The sequence below is a fragment of the Streptomyces albidicamelliae genome (genome assembly GCF_025642175.1).
GTDB classification, from domain to species: Bacteria; Actinomycetota; Actinomycetes; order Streptomycetales; family Streptomycetaceae; genus Streptomyces; species Streptomyces albidocamelliae.
In genome coordinates, this window is sequence record NZ_CP106795.1 from 5145613 (window position 1) to 5166169 (window position 20557).

General features: G+C 71.6%; 20 protein-coding genes. 13 read left to right on the plus strand and 7 right to left on the minus strand.

Going from position 1 to position 20557, the window contains the following annotated elements; all coding sequences use genetic code 11:
* Window positions 1-11: 11 nt before the first annotated feature.
* Both N8I86_RS23655 and N8I86_RS23660 read left to right on the plus strand, forming a co-directional pair.
* Window positions 12-950, plus strand: a complete 939-nt coding sequence (locus N8I86_RS23655) for an N-acetylneuraminate synthase family protein (protein ID WP_073888930.1) — start codon at window positions 12-14, stop codon at window positions 948-950.
* Between the two features lie 50 nt (window positions 951-1000).
* Window positions 1001-2152: a hypothetical protein gene (locus N8I86_RS23660; RefSeq protein ID WP_073888932.1), complete on the plus strand. Its 1152-nt coding sequence runs from the start codon at window positions 1001-1003 to the stop codon at window positions 2150-2152.
* 169 nt (window positions 2153-2321) lie between these two features.
* Here N8I86_RS23660 and N8I86_RS23665 read toward each other — a convergent pair whose 3' ends face one another.
* Window positions 2322-2975: a class I SAM-dependent DNA methyltransferase gene (locus N8I86_RS23665; protein WP_263278656.1), complete on the minus strand. Its 654-nt coding sequence runs from the start codon at window positions 2973-2975 to the stop codon at window positions 2322-2324.
* Window positions 2976-3209: 234 nt separating this feature from the next.
* Between N8I86_RS23665 and N8I86_RS23670 the strand changes: the two genes are divergently transcribed.
* The 7 genes from N8I86_RS23670 (at window position 3210) to N8I86_RS23700 (ending at window position 12072) form a co-directional block, all read left to right on the plus strand.
* Window positions 3210-4445 (plus strand): amidohydrolase, encoded by a 1236-nt coding sequence (locus tag N8I86_RS23670; protein WP_263280145.1) that lies wholly within the window; start codon window positions 3210-3212, stop codon window positions 4443-4445.
* A gap of 672 nt (window positions 4446-5117) precedes the next feature.
* Complete coding sequence (locus N8I86_RS23675; protein ID WP_123436887.1) at window positions 5118-6173, plus strand: BMP family lipoprotein; 1056 nt, start codon at window positions 5118-5120, stop codon at window positions 6171-6173.
* A 202-nt stretch (window positions 6174-6375) separates the two neighbouring features.
* Entirely contained in the window at window positions 6376-7902 is a 1527-nt protein-coding gene (locus N8I86_RS23680; RefSeq protein ID WP_073888938.1) for an ABC transporter ATP-binding protein, read from the plus strand.
* Window positions 7899-9026, plus strand: a complete 1128-nt coding sequence (locus N8I86_RS23685) for an ABC transporter permease (protein ID WP_073888939.1) — start codon at window positions 7899-7901, stop codon at window positions 9024-9026. The genes N8I86_RS23680 and N8I86_RS23685 overlap by 4 nt, the downstream gene beginning before the upstream one ends.
* Window positions 9026-10312 (plus strand): ABC transporter permease, encoded by a 1287-nt coding sequence (locus N8I86_RS23690; protein WP_073888941.1) that lies wholly within the window; start codon window positions 9026-9028, stop codon window positions 10310-10312. Before N8I86_RS23685 ends, N8I86_RS23690 begins: the two co-directional genes overlap by 1 nt.
* On the plus strand, window positions 10309-10716 hold the full coding sequence (locus N8I86_RS23695; protein WP_263278657.1) for a cytidine deaminase: 408 nt from the start codon (window positions 10309-10311) through the stop codon (window positions 10714-10716). Before N8I86_RS23690 ends, N8I86_RS23695 begins: the two co-directional genes overlap by 4 nt.
* Window positions 10717-10788: 72 nt before the next feature.
* Window positions 10789-12072: a thymidine phosphorylase gene (locus N8I86_RS23700; RefSeq protein WP_073888944.1), complete on the plus strand. Its 1284-nt coding sequence runs from the start codon at window positions 10789-10791 to the stop codon at window positions 12070-12072.
* A 118-nt stretch (window positions 12073-12190) separates the two neighbouring features.
* Here N8I86_RS23700 and N8I86_RS23705 read toward each other — a convergent pair whose 3' ends face one another.
* Window positions 12191-13111: an AEC family transporter gene (locus tag N8I86_RS23705; RefSeq protein ID WP_263278658.1), complete on the minus strand. Its 921-nt coding sequence runs from the start codon at window positions 13109-13111 to the stop codon at window positions 12191-12193.
* A 185-nt stretch (window positions 13112-13296) separates the two neighbouring features.
* On the opposite strand from N8I86_RS23705, the gene N8I86_RS23710 reads away from it, so the two are divergent.
* Window positions 13297-13572 (plus strand): STAS domain-containing protein, encoded by a 276-nt coding sequence (locus tag N8I86_RS23710; RefSeq protein ID WP_241840778.1) that lies wholly within the window; start codon window positions 13297-13299, stop codon window positions 13570-13572.
* On the opposite strand, the gene N8I86_RS23715 is transcribed toward N8I86_RS23710, so the two are convergent.
* Both N8I86_RS23715 and N8I86_RS23720 read right to left on the minus strand, forming a co-directional pair.
* A complete protein-coding gene (locus tag N8I86_RS23715) occupies window positions 13456-14469 on the minus strand; it encodes a sigma-70 family RNA polymerase sigma factor (RefSeq protein ID WP_263278659.1) in 1014 nt (337 codons plus the stop codon). The two genes, N8I86_RS23710 and N8I86_RS23715, sit on opposite strands and share 117 nt — an antisense overlap.
* Before the next feature lie 172 nt (window positions 14470-14641).
* Window positions 14642-15931 carry an MFS transporter gene (locus N8I86_RS23720; protein ID WP_073888947.1) on the minus strand — a complete coding sequence of 430 codons (1290 nt, stop codon included), beginning with the start codon at window positions 15929-15931 and terminating at the stop codon, window positions 14642-14644.
* Between the two features lie 63 nt (window positions 15932-15994).
* Here N8I86_RS23720 and N8I86_RS23725 point away from each other — a divergent pair, with 63 nt between their 5' ends.
* Complete coding sequence (locus tag N8I86_RS23725; protein ID WP_123436881.1) at window positions 15995-16954, plus strand: LysR family transcriptional regulator; 960 nt, start codon at window positions 15995-15997, stop codon at window positions 16952-16954.
* Here N8I86_RS23725 and N8I86_RS23730 read toward each other — a convergent pair.
* Window positions 16951-17721, minus strand: a complete 771-nt coding sequence (locus N8I86_RS23730; protein ID WP_073888950.1) for a dienelactone hydrolase family protein — start codon at window positions 17719-17721, stop codon at window positions 16951-16953. The genes N8I86_RS23725 and N8I86_RS23730 overlap by 4 nt on opposite strands.
* Window positions 17722-17867: 146 nt before the next feature.
* Here N8I86_RS23730 and N8I86_RS23735 point away from each other — a divergent pair, with 146 nt between their 5' ends.
* Both N8I86_RS23735 and N8I86_RS23740 read left to right on the plus strand, forming a co-directional pair.
* Window positions 17868-19016 carry an adenosine deaminase gene (locus tag N8I86_RS23735; RefSeq protein WP_263278660.1) on the plus strand — a complete coding sequence of 383 codons (1149 nt, stop codon included), beginning with the start codon at window positions 17868-17870 and terminating at the stop codon, window positions 19014-19016.
* Between the two features lie 190 nt (window positions 19017-19206).
* A complete protein-coding gene (locus N8I86_RS23740) occupies window positions 19207-19590 on the plus strand; it encodes an ATP-binding protein (RefSeq protein ID WP_073888953.1) in 384 nt (127 codons plus the stop codon).
* Between the two features lie 72 nt (window positions 19591-19662).
* Here the strand turns inward: N8I86_RS23740 and N8I86_RS23745 are convergent, their stop codons facing one another.
* Window positions 19663-19863 carry a PspC domain-containing protein gene (locus N8I86_RS23745; protein WP_073888954.1) on the minus strand — a complete coding sequence of 67 codons (201 nt, stop codon included), beginning with the start codon at window positions 19861-19863 and terminating at the stop codon, window positions 19663-19665.
* Window positions 19864-19973: 110 nt separating this feature from the next.
* Window positions 19974-20534 (minus strand): VanZ family protein, encoded by a 561-nt coding sequence (locus N8I86_RS23750; RefSeq protein ID WP_073888956.1) that lies wholly within the window; start codon window positions 20532-20534, stop codon window positions 19974-19976.
* Window positions 20535-20557: the final 23 nt, after the last annotated feature.

Sequence of the window (20557 nt, forward strand, 5' to 3'; positions counted from 1 at the left end):
GACATCCCCTGATGAGCACCAACTCCCGTCTGCGTACGTTCGGTTCGCGCGAGGTCGGCCCCGGCCGTCCCGTCTACATCTGCGGCGAGATCGGCATCAACCACAACGGTGAGCTGGAGAACGCCTTCAAGCTGATCGACGTGGCCGCCGAGGCCGGCTGCGACGCCGTGAAGTTCCAGAAGCGCACCCCGGAGATCTGCACCCCGCGCGACCAGTGGGACATCGAGCGCGACACCCCCTGGGGCCGGATGACCTACATCGACTACCGCCACCGTGTGGAGTTCGGCGAGGACGAGTACCGCCAGATCGACGAGTACTGCAAGGAGAAGGGGATCGACTGGTTCGCCTCCCCGTGGGACACCGAGGCCGTCGCCTTCCTGGAGAAGTTCGACGTCCCCGCCCACAAGGTGGCCTCCGCCTCCCTGACCGACGACGAGCTGCTGCGCGCCCTGCGCGCCACCGGCCGCTCGGTCATCCTCTCCACCGGCATGTCCACCCCGAAGCAGATCCGCCACGCGGTCGAGGTCCTGGGCAGCGACAACATCCTCATGTGCCACGCCACCTCCACCTACCCGGCCAAGGCCGAGGAGCTGAACCTCCGCGTGATCAACACGCTGGAGAAGGAGTACCCGAACGTCCCGATCGGCTACTCCGGCCACGAGACCGGTCTGCAGACCACCCTCGCCGCGGTCGCCCTCGGCGCCACCTTCGTCGAGCGCCACATCACCCTCGACCGCGCCATGTGGGGCTCCGACCAGGCCGCCTCCGTGGAGCCGCAGGGCCTCGTCCGCCTCGTCCGCGACATCCGCACCATCGAGGCCTCCCTCGGTGACGGCGTCAAGAAGGTCTACGAGTCCGAGCAGGGCCCGATGAAGAAGCTGCGCCGCGTCGCCGGCGTCGTCGCCGAGGCCGAGATCGCCGCGGCCGCGGGCGAGCCGGTCGCGGTCTGAGCGCCCCGGTCGCCTGACGGATTGCCCTACGACGGGACGGTCGTACGCCGATGAGCCCCCGCGCCGGTCATGCCGGCCACCCTCCCCGCACGCTCGCCTTCGTGGAGAGCCCGGTCCAGCTGCTGAACGTACTGGAGTGGGCGCACCTGCACGGCCTGCACGGCGCGGAGGAGGACGCCCTGCCGTCCCTGCCCGCGCAGACACGGCGGACGGTGGCCGGCGGGCCGCCGCGGACCGAGCCGGAACTCACGGTCGTCGTCCTGTCCCCGACGGACCCCATGACCCGGGGCCAGCTGCGCCGCATGGCCGACCTGGCCCGGGACGAGGGGTACCGGGTGCGCTGGGAGGAGGCGCGAGGCGGCACGACCGCGCCCTTCCACACCATCGGCGGTCTGGCCGGCCCGCTGCGGCGGGCCGACCGGATCGTCATGGGGGACCCGTTCTCCCGTTACGTCCAGCTGCTGCTGACCATCACCCGCGCCCGCGACCTGGTGGTGGTCGACGACGGCACGGCGACGATGGAGTTCGTCGCCCAACTGGCCCGCGGTGAGCGGCTGGTCCGCTGGCACCGCAAGGGCGGCCGGCCCGGCGCCCGCGACCTGCTCTTCGCGCCGGTGTCCTCCTCCGCCCGCCGCCGGCTGACCCCCAGCGCGCGCCGCCGGGTCGAGGTCTTCTCCTCCATGCCGGTGACCGAGACCCCGGAGGGCGTCACCGTCACGGCCAACGACTTCTCCTGGACCCGGTCGCGCTTCGGGCCGCCGCGGATCACCAAGGGGTCGGACATGGTCGGCACCTCCCTGGTGGAGACCGGGGTGGTCGACGGCGACCGCTACCTGGTCGCCGTCCGCGACCTGGCCAGGGCGCACGGCGCGACCCGCTACTTCGCCCACCGGCGCGAGAGCGCGGACAAACTCCACCGGCTGGCCGCCGAGACCGGGCTGGAGATCGTCCGCCCGGACCTGCCCCTGGAGCTGATCGCCCGCCGCGGGCCCATCGGCCGCACGATCCTCAGCTTCCCGTCGACGGTCGTCCACACCCTGCCGCTGGCGCTGGCCGGCACGGGCGTGCGGGTGGCGGTCTGCGACATCGACCCGAGCTGGCTGACCGAGCACGCCTCGCCCCGTGCCCAGGGCTTCCTGTCCGGTGTCACGGGCACCGCGAAGGACGTCCACCGCCTGACGGCGGTGGCGGCCCTGGCCTGAGACCCGGCTCCGGCCCCGGCCCTGGCGGCGGCGGTGGGCGGGCGGCGCCGGCAGCGGCCCGCCCCGGCCGGAGGTTCGGCCACCTGCACCACCGCTCGTACCGCCGACGGGGGAATCCTTTCGGCGCCGTCCGGCTGCGCCGGGCGAGTGATCTCCCGGCGGGCCGCCGTCAGGGCTTGCGGGCCAGCAGGAAGGCCCGTGGGCGCTTCTCCTCGGCGGCCGGCTCACGGCGCACCGTCGCCACCGGCTCCAGGCCCGCCTCCGTCAGCAGCGCCGTGACCTGGTCGGGCGTACGCCAGTAATAGTCGAGGGCGATCTCGTGGCCGAATCGTTCCGTCAGGTGGAGCCGGCCGGCCTCCGTACCGCTCTGGAACGCGAGGAGGACCGGCGCGCCCGGGACCAGGGTGCGGTGGAACTCCGCGAACGCCGCCGGCAGGCGGTCGTCGGGTACGTGGATCGTGGAGTACAGGGCGACGATGCCCCCGAGCGTGGCGTCGGGCAGGTCCAGCGAGGTCATCGAGCCCACGTGGAAACGCAGTTGGGGATGGGCCTCACGGGCCAGGGACACCATGGCCGGGGAGACGTCCACGCCGAAGGCGGGGACCCCCCTCTCCTGGAGCAGCGCGGTGACGAAGCCGGGACCGCTGCCGAGGTCGGCCACCGGGGCCGTGCCGTTCGCCGTGGCCAGCTCGGCGAAGACGGTGATCAGACCGCGGTCCAGCGGATGGGGAAGGCCGTGCGGGAAGCGGCGCGCGTACTCCTTCGCGATCGCGTCGTAGGACGTGCGGGTGGTCTGCAGGAAATCGGCAGTCGAGTCGCTCACGGCCGCGGACCCTACCCGGAGGGAGGCCGTCGGGGGGTCCGGTTCGTGGACATGACGCGCGTGACCACCGCGATGCGTGGTATCCGTGGAAGGAGGAAACAGAGGTTTTACCCACCAGAGTCCGCCGTCATGCGTCCGCCGGTCAGATTTTCTTCCCCTAACGGGCTGAACTTTTGTTGATCGAGGGGTAGTTGACCATCCGGGCGTCCTACCCTTCAGAGGGTGAAGCAATTGATGTCCCTAGAGTCCGAGGCCGGCCTCGCGGGGGATGTGCTCCCCGGCGCGCTGAGCGAGTCCCTGCACGCCGAACTCGTCGCCTTCCGACGCGACTTGCACATGCACCCCGAGCTGGGCAATCAGGAGTTCCGTACGACCGCCGCGATCAAGGAGCGGCTGGAGTCGGCGGGGCTCCGGCCACGCGTCCTCGCCACCGGAACCGGACTCGTCTGTGACATCGGGCTCGCGGAGGGTGAGCGGCCGGCCGTACCGCTGCTGGCCCTGCGGGCGGACATCGACGCCCTGCCCATCCCGGACACCAAGACGGACTGCCCGTACCGGTCCACCGTCCCGGACCGCGCCCACGCCTGCGGCCACGACGTGCACACCACCGTCGTGCTCGGCGCCGGACTGGTCCTCGCCGACCTGCACGCCAAGAAGCTGCTGTCCCGCCCGGTGCGGCTGCTCTTCCAGCCCGCCGAGGAGGTACTGCCCGGCGGCGCGCTCGGGGCCATCGGCGACGGGGCGCTCGACGACGTCGGCCGGATCCTCGCCGTGCACTGCGACCCCCGGGTGGACGCGGGCCGGATCGGCCTGCGGCACGGGCCGATCACCAGCGCCTGCGACCGGCTGGAGATCGCCCTGGACGGCCCCGGCGGACACACCGCCCGGCCCCACCTCACCACCGACCTGGTCACCGCCGCCGCCCGCATCGCCATCGACGTGCCCGCGATCGTCGCCCGGCGCGTGGACACCCGTGCCGGTCTCGCCGTGACCTGGGGCCGGATCGAGTCCGGGCACGCGCCGAACGTCGTCCCGCAGCACGCCGAGCTGTCCGGCACCGTCCGCTGCCTGGACCTGAACGCCTGGCGGGACGCGCCGGACATCGTGCACGCGGCGATCGACGAGGTCGCGACCCTGCACCGGGCCAAGTCGGAGATCAACTACATGCGCGGGGTGCCGCCCGTCGTCAACGACCGGGAGTCCACCGACCTGCTGCGCAGGGCCATGGTCGCCCGGCGCGGGATGGGCTCCGTGGAGAGCACCGAGCAGAGCCTCGGCGGCGAGGACTTCTCCTGGTACCTGGAGGAGGTGCCCGGCGCGATGGCCCGCCTCGGCGTGCGCCGCCCGGGTGAGCGCACGGTGCGCGACCTGCACCAGGGTGACTTCGACGCGGACGAACACGCGATCATGGTCGGAGTGGAGATGTTCACGGCAGCGGCCTTCCTGGAAGCGGACACGACAAACGCCTGACGGATCCGGGTCCCCGACGGGCGGGAGAACTGTCCGGGCGGGTGCCGCCCGGACTCGCCCGAGGCTCGGCAGGCCGGATGGGGGTGCCGTCCCGGCTCGCCCGCTCGGTGGCGGTGCCTGACCCCGGCGTGCCGGGTGGGGTGCCGTCCCTGCTCGCCCGAGGCCCTGGCGTGCCGGGTGGGGGTGCCGTCCGGGCTCGTCCGCTCGGTGGCGGTGCCTGACCCCGGCGTACCGGGTGGGGTGCCGTCCTGGTTCACGTACGACTCCGGCGGCTCGGATGGCGGGTGCCGCCCTGGCTCGTCCGATCGGTAGCGGTGCCGGGCACGCCCGACCTCCTCCGGGATCCGAGGGACTCTCTCGCGTGCCGCACCGTCCAGCCCCGGTTTCGGATGGTGTGCCGCCGGGGTCCCTGCCCCGTTCACCCTCGCGGCGCAACACGTTCGCAAGCCATTCGTTCACGCTGCGCAACACTGCCCGGACAGCATCAAGATTCCGAGTTCAGATGCTGTTTGCCTCGAATCGATAACGGCTTCGCGAGAGGGTTTTTTGCGACATCTACGCGCGTTACGATGCCGCGAAGCCGACGCCGAAGGGGCGTCTCGGCCGGGGCATCGTCATGGTGCTCCCATCAAGCGCCTACATGGCGCTCAGGTCAGGTGAAGGAGCCTTCCCGTGCGCCGGGTAGCCAAGCTTTCTGCTGCGTGTATCGCCACCGCAGCTCTCGCCGTGACTGCCACAGCCTGTGGCAGCACCTCCTCCGACAACGACACCAACTCGTCCTCCTCGGGCGACGGCAAGGGTGTCAAGATCGGCCTCGCCTTCGACGTCGGCGGCCGTGGTGACCGTTCCTTCAACGACTCCGCCGCGCGCGGTGCCGACAAGGCCAAGACCGAGTTCGGCGGTGGCATCAAGGAGCTGACCGCGAAGACCTCGGACACCGAGGCCGACCGCGAGCAGCGTCTGTCCGACCTCGCCCAGGCCGGCTACAACCCCGTCATCGGTGTCGGCTACGCGTACGCCGCCTCCATGACCAAGGTCGCCGCGAAGTTCCCGAAGACCAGCTTCGGCATCGTCGACTCGGTCGTGGACGCCAAGAACGTCGACAGCATCACCTTCACCGAGGAGCAGGGCTCCTACCTGGCCGGTGTCGCCGCCGCCCTGAAGTCCAAGTCGAAGCACGTCGGCTTCATCGGCGGTGTCGACGTCCCGCTGATCAAGAAGTTCGAGGCGGGCTACGTCCAGGGCGTCAAGGACACCAACCCGAAGATCAAGGTCGACACCCAGTACCTGTCGCACGGTTCGGACACCTCCGGCTTCGCCAGCCCCGACAAGGGCAAGGAGGCCGCGCAGGGCATGCTCGACAACGGCGCGGACGTCGTCTACTCGGCGGCCGGCTCCTCCGGCAACGGCGCGATCGAGGCCGTCGCCGGCAAGAAGGGCGCCTGGGCGATCGGCGTGGACTCGGACCAGTACAACATCCCGGGTCTGTCGAAGTACAAGAACTCCATCCTGACCTCGATGGTCAAGAACGTCGACGTCGGTGTCTACGACTTCGTCAAGTCCGTCCACAGCGGCAAGCCGCTGACCGGCACCAACACCTACTCGCTCGAGAAGAACGGTGTCTCGCTGGCCACCAGCGGCGGCTTCATCGACGACGTCAAGGCCAAGCTGGACGCGGCGAAGAAGAAGATCGTCGACGGCTCGGTCAAGGTCAAGACCACCCCGTGATCTGACGGTTCCCGTCGGACCTGAGGCTCGGCGCGGGGGCGCCTTCCGGAGCTCCCCGCCGAGCCATAACAATGTGTCAACTCTACGCGTGTAGCATGGAGTTGCCGCGCTAGCGTCGCCGACGCCTGCCCTCCCCTACGCAGCCCCTTTTCCCCGAGGAGAGTGCGCCATCAACGCGTCCAGCCCTCCCGCTGCCGTCGAACTGCGCGGCATCACCAAGCGTTTCCCCGGCGTCGTCGCCAACCGCGACATCGACATCACGGTCCGCACGGGCACCGTCCACGCCCTGTGTGGCGAGAACGGCGCCGGCAAGTCCACCCTGATGAAGATCCTCTACGGCATGCAGCAGCCGGACGAGGGCACCATCACGGTCGGTGGCCAGCAGGTCACCTTCAACAACCCGGGTGACGCCATCGCCCGCGGCATCGGCATGGTGCACCAGCACTTCATGCTCGCCGACAACCTCACCGTCCTCGAGAACGTCGTCCTCGGCGCGGAGAAGCTGCACGGCATCGGGGGCAAGGCCCGCGCCCGGATCAAGGAGATCTCGGACGCGTACCACCTGAACGTCCGCCCCGACGTCCTCGTCGAGGAGCTGGGCGTCGCCGACCGCCAGCGCGTGGAGATCCTCAAGGTCCTCTACCGCGGCGCCAAGACCCTCATCCTGGACGAGCCCACCGCCGTCCTGGTGCCGCAGGAGGTCGACGCGCTCTTCGACAACCTGCGCGAGCTCAAGGCCGAGGGCCTCACCGTCATCTTCATCTCGCACAAGCTGGGCGAGGTGCTCTCCGTCGCCGACGAGATCACCGTCATCCGGCGCGGCACCACCGTCGGCACCGTCGAGCCGCGGGGCACCACCCCCAAGCAGCTCGCCGAGCTGATGGTCGGCAGCGAGCTGCCCACCCCGGAGACGGAGGAGTCCACCGTCACGGACGTCCCGATGCTCAAGCTGGACGGTGTGCACCTGTCGCAGACCGACCTCGACGGCGTCGAGCGGATCATCCTGGACGAGATCTCCTTCACCATCCACAAGGGCGAGGTCCTCGGCATCGCCGGTGTGGAGGGCAACGGCCAGTCCGAGCTGGTCGAGGCGATCATGGGCATGCGCCACCCGGACGCCGGCGTCGTCACGCTCGACGACACCGACATCTCGCACGCCGCCACCCGCGACCGCCGCCAGGCCGGCATCGGCTACATCCCCGAGGACCGCCACCGCCACGGCCTGCTCCTGGAAGCGCCGCTGTGGGAGAACCGCATCCTCGGCCACGTCACCGAGCGCCCCAACTCGCGCGGCGGGCTGCTCGACATCAAGGCGGCCCGCGCCGACACCGAGCGGATCGTCCAGGCCTACGACGTCCGCACCCCCGGCATCGACGTCACCGCCGCCTCGCTGTCCGGCGGCAACCAGCAGAAGCTGATCGTCGGCCGCGAGATGAGCCACCACCCCAAGCTGCTCATCGCCGCCCACCCCACCCGCGGTGTGGACGTCGGCGCCCAGGCGGCCATCTGGGACTACATCCGCGAGGCCCGCCGCGAGGGCCTGGCCGTGCTGCTGATCTCCGCCGACCTCGACGAGCTGATCGGCCTCTCCGACACCCTGCGGGTGATGTACCGCGGCCGCCTGGTCGCCGACGCCGACCCCGCCACCATCACCCCCGAAGAGCTGGGCTCCGCCATGACGGGTGCGGCCACCGGCCACCTGGAGCACACAGAGGACGACGAGCGATGAAGAAGCTGACCTCACGGATCGACAAGGAGCGGCTGCTCCTCGGCATCGCCGCGCCGCTGCTCGCGGTCGTCGCCGCGCTCGTCGTCACCGCGCTGGTGATCCTCGCGACCGGCAAGAACCCCGGCGACGCCTTCAGCGACATGACGACCTACGGCTTCGCCAGCGACAGCCAGGTCTACGTCCTGAACAAGGCGACGACGTACTACCTCGCGGGTATCGCGGTGGCCATCGGCTTCCGGATGAACCTGTTCAACATCGGTGTCGACGGCCAGTACCGGCTCGCCGCGTTCATCGCCGCCGTCCTCGGTGGCGCGCTGACCGTGCCGGGCTGGATCGCCATCCCGCTGATCATCGTCTCCGCCATGGCGACCGGTGCCCTGTGGGCGGCCATCGCCGGTGTCCTGAAGGTGACCCGCGGCGTCAGCGAGGTCATCTCGACGATCATGCTGAACTCGATCGCCACCGCGGTCATCGCCTACCTGCTCCAGCCCGGTCGTCTGGGCGAGCTCCAGCAGGGCGGCACCCTGGTCTCCACCAAGCCGCTGCCGTCGGCCTCGCACTTCTTCAACATCGACACCGGCCCGGCCGGCGTCCTGGACGGCTTCGTCGTCGTCGCCGTCCTCGTCGGTCTCGCGTACTGGTTCGTGCTCGGCCGCACCCGGTTCGGCTTCGACCTGCGCACGGTCGGCCAGTCCGAGAGCGCCGCCTCCGCGAGCGGCGTGTCGGTGAAGAAGATGATCGCCACCAGCATGATCATCTCTGGTGCCGTGGCCGGTCTGATCGGCATGCCCACGCTGCTCAACGAGAGCCACCAGTACGACAACAGCTTCCCCACCGGGATCGGCTTCACCGGCATCGCGATCGCGCTGCTCGGCCGTAACAACCCGGTCGGAATCGCGCTCGGCGCCCTGCTGTGGGGCTTCCTGGAGCGCACCACCAACCACCTGGAATTCCAGGGCTACGACAAGGAAATCCTCGGCGTCATCCAGGGCGTCATCGTCCTGTGCGTCGTCATTGCCTACGAGGTCGTGGGCCGCTACGGGCTGAAGCGCCAGCAGCAGAAGGTCGGCGCCGAACTCGCCGCACAGGCCGCCGCCGCGACGAAGAAGCAGGAGGTGGCGTGATGACTGCCACGATGACCGACACGCCGCCGCCCGCGGCGCCCAAGGCCGGCAACGCGCCCCGGCGCCCGGGCCGCTCCCTCGGCCAGACCCTCGTGATCGTCGCCGGCGCCCTGCTGCTCGTGGCCGCCGTCCGCATGATCACCGGCTCCAACTCGCTCGACTCCTCCGGACAGGTCGCCGCCGCGCTCGGCCTCGCCGTGCCGATCGGCCTCGCCGGTCTCGCCGGCCTCTGGTCGGAGCGGGCCGGTGTGGTCAACATCGGCCTCGAAGGCATGATGATCCTCGGCACCTTCGGTGCCGGCTGGATCGGCTGGCAGACCAGCCCCTGGCTCGGCCTGCTGTGCGGCATCGGCTTCGGTGTCCTCGGCGGCCTGGTGCACGCCGTCGCCACCATCACCTTCGGCGTCGACCACATCGTCTCCGGTGTCGCCGTCAACCTGCTCGCGCTCGGTGCCACCCAGTACCTCGCCAAGCTGTTCTTCGCCGACGGCAACGCCTCGGAGGCGGGCGGCAACCCCAAGCAGTCCCCGCCCGCAGACTCGCTGCCGAACATCACGGTCCCCGGCCTCTCGGACGGCCTGGCGTCGATCGAGAAGCACCACTGGTTCCTGGTCTCCGACCTCGCCGGCATCCTCGGCGGACTGGTCACCAACCTGTCCGTCGTGACGATCCTGGCCGTGGTGCTGTTCGTCGGCAGCTGGTGGCTGCTGTGGCGCACCCCGTTCGGTCTGCGGCTGCGCTCCTGCGGTGAGAACCCGATCGCCGCCGAGTCGCTGGGCGTCAACGTCTACACGTACAAGTACGCGGCCGTGGCCGTCTCCGGCGGCCTCGCCGGTCTCGGTGGCGCCTTCCTCGCACTGGTCACCTCGCACACCTACCTGGAGGGCCAGACCGGAGGCCGCGGCTACATCGGTCTCGCCGCCATGATCTTCGGCAACTGGCGCCCCGGCGGTCTCGCCATGGGCGCGGGCCTGTTCGGCTACTCCGACGCGCTCCAGCTGCGCAACGGCGGTACGACCGTGCACGCGCTGCTGCTCCTGCTGGTCGTCCTGCTCGTGGTCCTCGCCGGCTGGAAGCTGTACCGCACCTCGGTGTGGCAGGGCGCGATCAGCCTCATCGTGGGCGGTCTCGTGCTGGCCTGGTACCTGCTCACCGACGAGGTCCCGAGCGACTTCGTGGGCGCCACCCCGTACGTCGTCACGCTGCTCGTGCTGTCGCTGTCCGCGCAGCGCCTGCGGATGCCCAAGGCGGACGGCATGCGCTACCGGAAGGGCCAGGGCAAGTGACGGCCGCTCCGGACGCCGGGTTCGACTGGGAGGCGCTGCGCGCCGAGGCGCGGGAGGCCATGACCCACGCCTACGCCCCGTACTCGGGGTACCCGGTCGGCGCCGCGGCCGTGGTCGACGACGGCCGCACGGTCACCGGCTGCAACGTCGAGAACGCCAGCTACGGCCTCGGCCTGTGCGCCGAGTGCGGTCTCGTCTCGCAGCTCCAGCGCACGGGCGGCGGCCGGCTGACGCACTTCACCTGCGTCGACGGCGCGGGCACCCTGCTCGTGCCGTGCGGCAGGTGCCGCCAGCTGCTGTACGAGTTCGGCGGGCCGACCCTGGTCATGGACACCCCCGCGGGCGTCCTGCCGCTCTCCGAGATGCTGCCCCAGGCCTTCGGCCCGGACCATCTCACCAAGTAACTCCCGTACGGCCCCCCTGACCCGCTCAGGGGGGCCGTGCACTTCGCACCTCCCGGAAGGAAGCCAGCAGCCATGGCCATGGACGCCATCTCCGTCATCCGCACCAAGCGGGACCGCGCGGAGCTGACCGACGAGCAGATCGACTGGGTCATCGACGCGTACACCCGCGGCGAGGTCGCCGACTACCAGATGGCCGCGCTCAACATGGCGATCCTGCTCAACGGCATGAACCGCCGCGAGATCGCCCGCTGGACGGCGGCCATGATCGCCTCCGGCGAGCGCATGGAGTTCTCGGCGCTGTCCCGCCCGACGGCCGACAAGCACTCCACCGGCGGTGTCGGCGACAAGATCACGCTGCCCCTGGCCCCGCTCGTGGCGGCCTGCGGCGCGGCCGTCCCGCAGCTGTCCGGTCGCGGCCTCGGCCACACCGGCGGCACCCTGGACAAGCTGGAGTCGATCCCCGGCTGGCGCGCCCTGCTCTCCAACGAGGAGATGCTGCACGTCCTCGACACCACCGGCGCGGTGATCTGCGCGGCGGGCGACGGCCTGGCCCCGGCCGACAAGAAGCTGTACGCCCTGCGCGACGTCACCGGCACCGTCGAGGCGATCCCGCTGATCGCCTCCTCGATCATGTCGAAGAAGATCGCCGAGGGCACCGGCTCGCTGGTCCTGGACGTGAAGGTCGGCACGGGCGCCTTCATGAAGACCATCGAGGACGCCCGCGAGCTGGCCTCCACGATGGTCGGTCTCGGCACCGACCACGGCGTGAAGACGGTCGCGCTCCTCACGGACATGTCGACCCCGCTCGGCCTGACCGCGGGCAACGCCCTGGAGGTCCGCGAGTCGGTGGAGGTCCTGGCGGGCGGCGGTCCGGCGGACGTCGTCGAGCTGACGGTGGCCCTGGCCCGCGAGATGCTCGACGCGGCCGGCATCAAGGACGCCGACCCGGCGAAGGCGCTGGCGGACGGCTCGGCGATGGACGTCTGGCGCCGGATGATCGCGGCCCAGGGCGGCGACCCGGACGCGGAGCTGCCCACGTCGAAGGAGCAGCACGTCGTCAAGGCGCCGACCTCCGGTGTGCTGACCCGCCTCGACGCCTACGACATCGGCGTCGCCGCCTGGCGCCTCGGCGCGGGCCGTGCCCGCAAGGAGGACCCGGTGCAGGCGGGCGCCGGCGTGGAGATGCACGCCAAGCCCGGCGACACGGTGACGGAGGGCCAGCCGCTGCTGACCCTGCACACGGACACCCCCGAGCGCTTCGCGTACGCGTTGGAGTCGGTGGCGGGCTCGTACGACATCGCGGCGGCGGGTACGGACTTCAAGGCGAACCCGGTGGTGCTGGAGCGCATCGCCTGACCCGCGGATTCAACGTACGGCTGAACGGGACCGGTGGACCTCCGCCGGTCCCGTTCGTCGTGCCGGAGCGGGGTGACGTACCGATCGGCATCGGCGAGGTCCCGTCGGCGGCCCCGCGTCACCCCAGCGCCGTGGCGACCCCCACCAGGACCGGTACCGAGACCACCGTCGACAGCAGGACGGACTCGCGGGCCAGGGACTCGGCCACGCGGTAGCGGCTCGCGTAGGTGAAGAGGTTCTGCGCGGCCGGGAGGGCCGAGGTGACCACCACGTCCAGCAGGGGGGCGCCGTGCAGACCGAAGAGGGTCGTGGCCAGCACCCAGGCGACCAGCGGCTGGCCCAGTGACTTCAGCGCGACCGACAGCACGAGCAGCGGGCGGTCCCGCCCCCGGCCGGGCGCCGTGCTGCCGTGCAGGGACATGCCGAAGACCAGCAAGGCGGCGGGCACGGACATGTTGCCGATCAGGGTGAGGGGGTTCATGAGCGGCCCGGGCAGGTGCCACCCCGTCGCCGACACCGCCACCCCGGACAGGGAGCCCACCGCGATCGGGTTCCGCAACGGCGTCAGCAGCCGGCGCCGCACCGTGCCCTTCTCGCCCATGCCGGACAGGTCCAGGATCGTCAGCGCGACCGGCGTGACCAGGACGACCTGGAACAGCAGCACCGGTGCCACCAGCGACGCGTCGCCCAGCACGTACGCGGCGATCGGGATGCCCAGGTTGCCCGAGTTGACGTAGCCGGAGCACAGCGCGCCGATCGTCGTACGGCCCACTCCCCAGCCGCGCAGCGTGCCGGCCGCCACGAAGACCCCGCACACCGCCGCCGTGCTCAGCGCCGTCACCAGCAGGCGGCCCGAGAAGAGCACCGAGAGGTCCGCCTCGGCGAGGGTCGTGAACAGCAGCGCCGGACCGGCCACCGTGAAGGCCAGCCGGGTCAGCACCTCGGCGCCCTGGGCGCCGAGCGTCCCGCGCCGCCCGAGCACGTAGCCCACCCCGATGACGACCGCGATCACCGCGAAACCGCTCAGCACCCCCGCCACGGAACCCACCCTCGACGGGAGCGGGCGGCCCGGTCAATGTGATCTTCGACGGCCGTGGACGGGCGCCCCGCCGATGAGTTCGGCCGGTCCGCCCGGTCTTACCCGACGTGGATGCCAGGACACCTGCCGTGCTCGTGCTGCCGGGCCCCGTCACCCGAGACGCGGTGCCGGGGCTCTGCGACGACGTGCGGGCGCTGATGGAGCTCGGCGGTACCGGGGTGGTCGTCTGTGACGTAGGCGGGCTGGGGCCGCCCGGGCTCGGGATCGTGGACCTGCTGGCCCGGCTGGAGCTGGCCGCCCGCCGGGCCGGCGGGCGGATACGGCTGCGGGACCCCGACCCCGCGCTACCCGCTCTTCTCGACCTCCTCGGACTCCGCTTCCAGGTGGAGGGGCAGGCCGAAGAGGGGGAACCAGCGCTTGGTGTCGAGGAAGCAGTGGAAACCGGTGATCCGGCCGTCTGACAGCTCCAGCACCTGCACCGCCCACGGGCTGAAGCCGCCGTTGTCCGGGTCGGGCTTGTAGTGCGCGAAGCCCGGCAGCCCGTTGGCCGTGACCGGCAGCAGACGGGAACCGGCGCAGGAGGCACCGAGGGTGGTCATGAAACCGGTGATGTCGGCCGGGCCGCGCAGCCACAGGTCGAACGGCGGCATCGTCATGACGGCGTCCTCGTGGAGCAGGGCCGTCAGGGCCGTCATGTCGTAGCCCTCGAAGGCCTTGACGTACCGCTCCAGGAGTTTCTGCTGCTCCTCGTCCAGCGGATCGGACACCGAGCCCTGCTCACCCGCCGCCTCGCGCTCCGCGAGCGTGGCCCGCGCCCGCTGCAGGGCGCTGTTGACCGAGGCCACGGTGGTGTCCAGCAGCTCGGCCACCTCGCTCGCCTTCCAGGCCAGCACCTCACGCAGGATCAGCACCGCCCGCTGCTTGGGCGGCAGCTGCTGGAGGGCCGCCATGAAGGCCAGCCGGATCGACTCCTTGGCCACCGCGGCCTCCGCCGGGTCGCCCACCGCCGGCAGCACCCGGGCGTCGGGCACCGGCTCCAGCCACGTGTTGTCGGGGCGGGGGGAGAGCGCGGCCTGGGCGAGCGGCGTGGACTCCGTCAGATCCATGGGGCGGGCCCGCTTGTTGCCCGCCGTCAGCATGTCCAGGCACACGTTCGTCGCGATCCGGTACAGCCACGAGCGCAGCGAGGAGCGGCCCTCGAACTTGTCGTAGCTCCGCCAGGCCCGCACCAGGGTGTCCTGCACCGCGTCCTCGGCCTCGAAGGAGGAGCCCAGCATCCGGTAGCAGTACCCGGTCAGCTCGGTGCGGTGCTTCTCCAGCGCGGTGTCGAGATCCGCGGTAGCCGTGCCGTTGCCCATCGTCCACCCACCCCTGTGGCCGTCCTGTTCACGCCTCTTCGCGCGCCAGCACTTGGGAAGCTACCGCAGCCCACTGACAATGGCCCCCCGAGCGCGAAAAGCACAGCCCGGACCGGTTGCCGTAGGGACATGAACGGACGGCACCGGGCCCGCGGCCGCACGGCCGCGTGGCTCAGTGCGCGGCCACCGGCTCCCGCCGGGCCGCCACCCGGGCCGCCCGCGAACCGAGGACGGTGATCGTCACGACACCGAGGACCGCGAGGAGGCCGACACCGACCGTGCCGGTCCAGCCGCCCGAGTGGAAGGCCATGGCGCCGGCCGTGCTGCCGGCGCTGGAGCCGACGTAGTACGCGGACTGGTAGAGCGCCGCGGCCTGGGCGCGGCCGTGCACGGCCGTCTTGCCGACCGCCGAGGAGGCGACCGCGTGCCCGGCGAAGAAGCCCGCGGTGATCAGCACCAGACCCAGCAGGACCAGCGGCAGCGAGTCGGCGACCGACAGGAGCAGACCCGCGGCCGTCGTACCGCCGGCCAGGTACAGCGCGCCCCGGCGGCCGAGGCGGCCCACCAGACGGCCCGCCGTCGACGCCGACACCGTGCCCACCAGGTAGACCAGGAAGATCGAGCCCACGATGCCCTGCGGCAGACCGAAGGGCGCCTCGGTCAGGCGGTAGCCGATCACCGTGTACACGCCGCCGAAGACCGTCATGAACAGCGCGCCGATCGCGTACAGACGGCGCAGCAGCGGGTCGGAGAGGTGGTCGCGGACCGTGCCGAGCAGGACGCGGGGGCGCAGCGAGCCCGCGCGGAAGTGCCGGGGCGCCGGCAGCAGCGCCCGGAAGGCCACCGCGCACGCCACGGCGACCGCCCCGATCACCCCGACCGAGACCCGCCAGCCCCACTCCTGGGCGACCCAGCCGGTGATCACCCGGCCGCTCATGCCGCCGACGCTGTTGCCCGCGACGAACAGGCCGATCGCCGTGACCAGCGCCTTCGGCCGGACCTCCTCGGCCAGGTAGGCCGTCGCCGAGGCGGGCAGACCGGCGAGGGCCGCGCCCTGGACCGCGCGCAGCACCACCAGCGCGCCGATCGACGGCGCGAAGGGCACCAGCATCCCGACCGTGACCGCGACGGCCAGCGAGGCGGTCATCACGGTACGGCGGCCGAAGCGCTCCGACAGGGCGCTCATGGGCAGGACGAACAGGGCCAGTCCGCCGGTCGCGGCGGCCACGGTCCAGCTGGCCTCGCTCGCGGCCACCCCGAACTCACCGGAGATCAGCGGCAGCAGGGCCTGGGTGGAGTAGAGGAGGGCGAAGGTCGCGACCCCGGCGAGGAAGAGGGCGAAACTCATCCGGCGGTAGCCGGGGCCGCCCGGCGCCATGCGGGAGTCGGTCGCGGAGTCGGCGGAGGGGACGGACATGACGGCGTCCACGGTGGTGGACGCCCCGGTACTGGCGGGAGACATGCCTCGACCGTAGGGACGGCCCCACTCATCCGTCCAATGCATGGAATCGCCATAATCGTTCCCATGGCGCATCAGCAGAGGTCACAGGCGTGGCTGTCACCGTCCGGTGACACAGAAGACATTCATGGGATGTCGAGACTGCTCGCGCCCCGCCTCGCGTACTTCGCCGGCGTGGCCCGTACCGAGCACGTCACCCGGGCCGCCCAGGAGATGAACGTCCCCCAGTCGACCCTGTCCCGGGCGATGGCCCGCCTGGAGCAGGAGCTGGGCGTCGACCTGTTCGCCCGGCACGGCCGCACGGTCTCCCTGACCACCGCCGGCCGTACCTTCCTCGCCTCCGTCGAACGCGCCCTCGCGGAGATCGAGCGCGCCGTGGAGGAGGTCCGGGCGGACGCCGACCCGGCCACCGGCAAGGTCGCCTTCGGCTTCCTGCACACCATGGGGGCGGAGACCGTGCCGGGTCTGCTGCACGCCTTCCGCGCCGACCACCCGCGCATCCGGTTCAGCCTGGTCCAGAACTACGGCGAGGCCATGCTGGAGCGGCTGCGTGCGGGCGAACTGGACCTCTGTCTGACCTCGCCGGTCCCGGACGCGCCCGACCTGGTCGCCCGGCGGCTGGACGAGCAGAAGATCCGCCTGGTGGTCCCGGCGGACCACGCGCTGGCCGGCCGCCGCCGCATCCGCCTCGCCGAGGCCGCCGAGGAAACCTTCGTCACCCTCGAACCGGGGTACGGCCTGCGCCGCATCACCGACGACCTGTGCCGTGAGGCCGGCTTCAAGCCGCGCATCGCCTTCGAGGGCGAGGAGGCGGAGACCCTGCGGGGCCTGGTCGCCGCCGGGCTCGGGGTCGCGCTGCTGCCCCCGCCGACGGTCCCGCGTCCCGGGGTCGTGGAGCTGACGGTGACGGCCCCGAGGGCGGCCCGCGAGATCGGCGTCGCCTGGCTGGCCGACCGGCCGGACACCCCGCCGGTGGCCGCCTTCAAGAAGTTCCTGCTCTCGCGCCGGGGCAATCTGCTCCCCTAGGCGTTCTGCCGCCGCAGCGACTTGCCGAACCCCGCCGCGAGCGGCATCCGCAGACCGATCGGCGGCGGAGCGGCGAGCGCGTCCTCCACCGGCCGCGACACCGGGTTCCCGAACAGCGCCCCCAGGGTGAAGTCGGCCGACAGCCAGAGGACTTCGTCGCGGTGCCCGTGCAACCCGTGGCCGTCGGAGTGCACTTCGAACCGGCACACCTCCCGGTTCACCTTCTTCGCCCGCGCCGCGAACCGGAACGACAGCTCGGGGTCGGTCCGTTCGTCGTTCGTGCCGTGCACGATCAGCACCCGGCGTCCGACCAGCTGCTTCACCGGCTCCGCGGGAGCGGCGACGTCGTCCTCCGGCAGCCAGGGGGCGAGGGCGACGACCGAGTTCACCGCCTCGTGCCCGCCGGCCCGCAGCGCCGCCCGGCCGCCCATGTCCACGCCGACCAGGCACACGGGAACGTCCCCGTACCGTCGGACGATCTCGCCCGCGGCCCACTCGGCGTCCGCGGCGAGATGCGCCGCGCTGCCGTTCCAGCCCCGGTAGCGGTACTGGACGGTGTGGACGGCCAGGCCCTCCCCGCGGCCCGCGCGGGCGATGCGGCGGCTCAGGGAGCGGACGAAGGCCGTCGCCCGGACGGGGGACGGCCTGCGGGCGGAGACCTCCTCGCCGCCGGGGAGCAGCAGCACCGCTCCGCTGACCGCCGTCGGCTCCGGGCCGACTGCCTTTCCCAGCCTGGCCGTTCGGACCGGCGTCGCTTGCTGTCCCATGACAGAACAGTGTCAGAAGGCGCGGTGTACGAAACCCGTACTCGCGGTCACCTTTGCGTATCGACGGAAAACCACCGCCGGCGGAGCCGGTGACGGGCTCACGCGTACACCGGGCCCTCTACGCGCGTAGGCGTTAGAGTGCGGAAATGACGAGCCAGACTGCACCGGCTGGGACCGTCCCGGCGAACATCCCGGCACACGTACCGACGGCGGACCAGATCCGCCGGGCCCCCAAGGTTCTGCTGCACGATCATCTCGACGGCGGGCTCCGCCCGGGCACCGTCGTCGAACTCGCCCGCGAGACGGGCTACCCGGACCTCCCCGAGACCGACCCCGATAAGCTCGGCATCTGGTTCCACGAGGCCGCCGACTCCGGCTCGCTGGAACGGTACCTGGAGACCTTCCGGCACACCGTCGGCGTGATGCAGACCCGGGAGGCGCTCGTCCGCGTCGCCCGGGAGTGCGCCGAGGACCTCGCCGAGGACGGCGTCGTCTACGCGGAGGTGCGGTACGCGCCCGAACAGCACCTGGAGCGGGGGCTGACCCTGGAGCAGGTGGTCGAGGCCGTCAACGAGGGGTTCCGGCAGGGGGAGCGGATCGCCCGCGAGAACGGGCACCGCATCCGGGTCGGCGCCCTGCTGACCGCCATGCGGCACGCGGCCCGATCCCTGGAGATCGCCGAACTCGCCAACCGCCACCGCGACTCCGGCGTGGTCGGCTTCGACATCGCCGGCGCGGAGGCCGGTCACCCGCCCACCCGGCACCTCGACGCCTTCGAGTACCTGAAGCGGGAGAACAACCACTTCACCATCCACGCCGGCGAGGCCTTCGGACTGCCGTCGATCTGGCAGGCCCTGCAGTGGTGCGGCGCCGACCGGCTCGGACACGGGGTGCGGATCATCGACGACATCGAGGTCGCCGAGGACGGTGCGGTGACCCTCGGCCGGCTGGCGTCCTACGTCCGGGACAAGCGGATCCCGCTGGAGCTGTGCCCCAGCTCCAACCTGCAGACCGGGGCGGCGCACTCGTACGCCGAGCACCCCATCGGGCTGCTGCGCAGGCTGCACTTCCGGGCGACCGTGAACACCGACAACCGGCTGATGTCGCACACCACCATGAGCCGGGAATTCGAGCACCTCGTCGAGGCGTTCGGTTACACGCTCGACGACCTCCAGTGGTTCTCCGTCAATGCGATGAAATCAGCGTTCATTCCTTTCGATGAACGACTCGCGATGATCAATGACGTCGTCAAGCCCGGATATGCGGAACTGAAATCCGAATGGCTGTTCCAGTAGACGGCTTCGACCAGCGGTTCCGGTCATCCGGAGCGCTAGTCGCCGACCGGACCCCGGCCGGGAATGCGGACGCGCTTTCACAAGGCGTCCGCATTTCGGTGTTTGCGGCGGACGGTACCGCGTGTTTACGGTCGTGGACCGCTCGGATCGTTCGTGATCTCCGTCTCCGCATTCAAGGAACGCATTCACCATGAAGCAGTCTGCCGCCAAGACCCTCGGTGTCGCCGCCCTCGGTGCCGCCTTCGCCGCCGCCGGTGCGGGCGCGGCCGGTGCGGCCCCGGCCGTCCCGGACTCCGCGCAGACCCTCGACTCCGTGACCAGGACCCTGCCTCCCCAGCAGGTCGTCCAGGCGCTGCCCGACAGCGGCGCCCTGAAGCAGGTCAAGCCGGTGGCCGAGCGGGGTGTCGCCGCCGCGATGCCGGCCGTCGGCAAGGGCCTGAAGACCGCGCAGCCGGTCGCCGAGAGCGTCATCGCCGAGGGGCCGACCAAGCCGGTCGCGGGCCTGCTGGGCGGTCTGCCGCTGAAGGGCCTGCCCACGCACGGCCTGCCGGTGAACGGCGTCCCGGTCGGCTGACACCGGCTTCGGTACGACACGTCGGGGCGCCCCGGATCCGGGGCGCCCCGACGGCTTTCCGGGTGCGGGCACTCACCAGGCGGTGCGGGCCTTGTCCTCCGAGGGCAACAGGATCCACAGGGCTATGTAGAGCAGGAACTGCGGGCCCGGCAGCAGGCAGGACAGCAGGAAGATCACCCGCATCGTCGTCGCCGAGGTGCCGAAGCGCCGTGCCAGCGCGGCGCACACGCCGCCGATCATGCGGCCGTGGGTGGGGCGGGCAAGGGCGGTCATGTCGGCTCCTCCGTGGTCGTCGGCCCGCTCGGGGCCGATGGTCGGGGCCGCCCGAGCGGCGTCCCCAGCTGTCTTCCACGGTACGGAGACGAAGCGGACGAAGCGTCGCTCTACGGGGCGATCCCGACCCTGGGAATCGTCGGGGTACGACCCTGAGACAACTCCTCCTGCACGGTGACGGGCTCCGCCGCGCCCCGGCCGTACGCCTCCCGGCGCCGCAGCCGGGCACGGCCCGCGGGCACCACGGCGAGGTGCGCCACGATCACCCCGAGGGTGTTCAGCAGCAGCGAGTCGACGTCCACGACCCGGCCCGGCACGCCGGTCTGCAACAGGGCGATGCCGAGGGAGACCAGGGCACCCGCCGCCGCCGTACGGAGCAGGGAGGCGACCGGGGACACGGCGAGCCTGCCGTGCGCCATCGGCAGCAGCACGCCCAGCGGCGCGAGCAGCGCGAGGCCCTCGCCGAGGGGTTTCACCGCGGCCGGCCAGCCCAGCGCCAGATCGGCCCGGATGCCGGCCAGCGGACGCAGGTTGGGCGGCAGCACCCAGGGCACGTCCAGAGGCCGCAGCATCAGCCAGGCGACGAGAGCGAGATGCGCGACGAGGAGGACACCCCCGGTCGCACGGATGCGGATCTCGGCGCTGTCGCCGATGGAGCCTTGACGCTGCACGCCCCCCAAGACGCAGGGCGGGG

What these genes read in the sequence shown, in the direction of transcription:
- N8I86_RS23655 (WP_073888930.1), top strand. Translation starts at nt 12, where the DNA reads ATGAGCACCAACTCCCGTCTGCGTACGTTCGGTTCGCGCGAGGTCGGC.
- N8I86_RS23660 (WP_073888932.1), top strand. Translation starts at nt 1,001, where the DNA reads ATGAGCCCCCGCGCCGGTCATGCCGGCCACCCTCCCCGCACGCTCGCC.
- N8I86_RS23670 (WP_263280145.1), top strand. Translation starts at nt 3,210, where the DNA reads ATGTCCCTAGAGTCCGAGGCCGGCCTCGCGGGGGATGTGCTCCCCGGC.
- N8I86_RS23685 (WP_073888939.1), top strand. Translation starts at nt 7,899, where the DNA reads ATGAAGAAGCTGACCTCACGGATCGACAAGGAGCGGCTGCTCCTCGGC.
- N8I86_RS23690 (WP_073888941.1), top strand. Translation starts at nt 9,026, where the DNA reads ATGACTGCCACGATGACCGACACGCCGCCGCCCGCGGCGCCCAAGGCC.
- N8I86_RS23700 (WP_073888944.1), top strand. Translation starts at nt 10,789, where the DNA reads ATGGCCATGGACGCCATCTCCGTCATCCGCACCAAGCGGGACCGCGCG.
- N8I86_RS23715 (WP_263278659.1), bottom strand. Translation starts at nt 14,469, where the DNA reads ATGGGCAACGGCACGGCTACCGCGGATCTCGACACCGCGCTGGAGAAG.
- N8I86_RS23720 (WP_073888947.1), bottom strand. Translation starts at nt 15,931, where the DNA reads ATGTCTCCCGCCAGTACCGGGGCGTCCACCACCGTGGACGCCGTCATG.
- N8I86_RS23725 (WP_123436881.1), top strand. Translation starts at nt 15,995, where the DNA reads ATGGCGCATCAGCAGAGGTCACAGGCGTGGCTGTCACCGTCCGGTGAC.
- N8I86_RS23730 (WP_073888950.1), bottom strand. Translation starts at nt 17,721, where the DNA reads ATGGGACAGCAAGCGACGCCGGTCCGAACGGCCAGGCTGGGAAAGGCA.
- N8I86_RS23735 (WP_263278660.1), top strand. Translation starts at nt 17,868, where the DNA reads ATGACGAGCCAGACTGCACCGGCTGGGACCGTCCCGGCGAACATCCCG.
- N8I86_RS23740 (WP_073888953.1), top strand. Translation starts at nt 19,207, where the DNA reads ATGAAGCAGTCTGCCGCCAAGACCCTCGGTGTCGCCGCCCTCGGTGCC.
- N8I86_RS23745 (WP_073888954.1), bottom strand. Translation starts at nt 19,863, where the DNA reads ATGACCGCCCTTGCCCGCCCCACCCACGGCCGCATGATCGGCGGCGTG.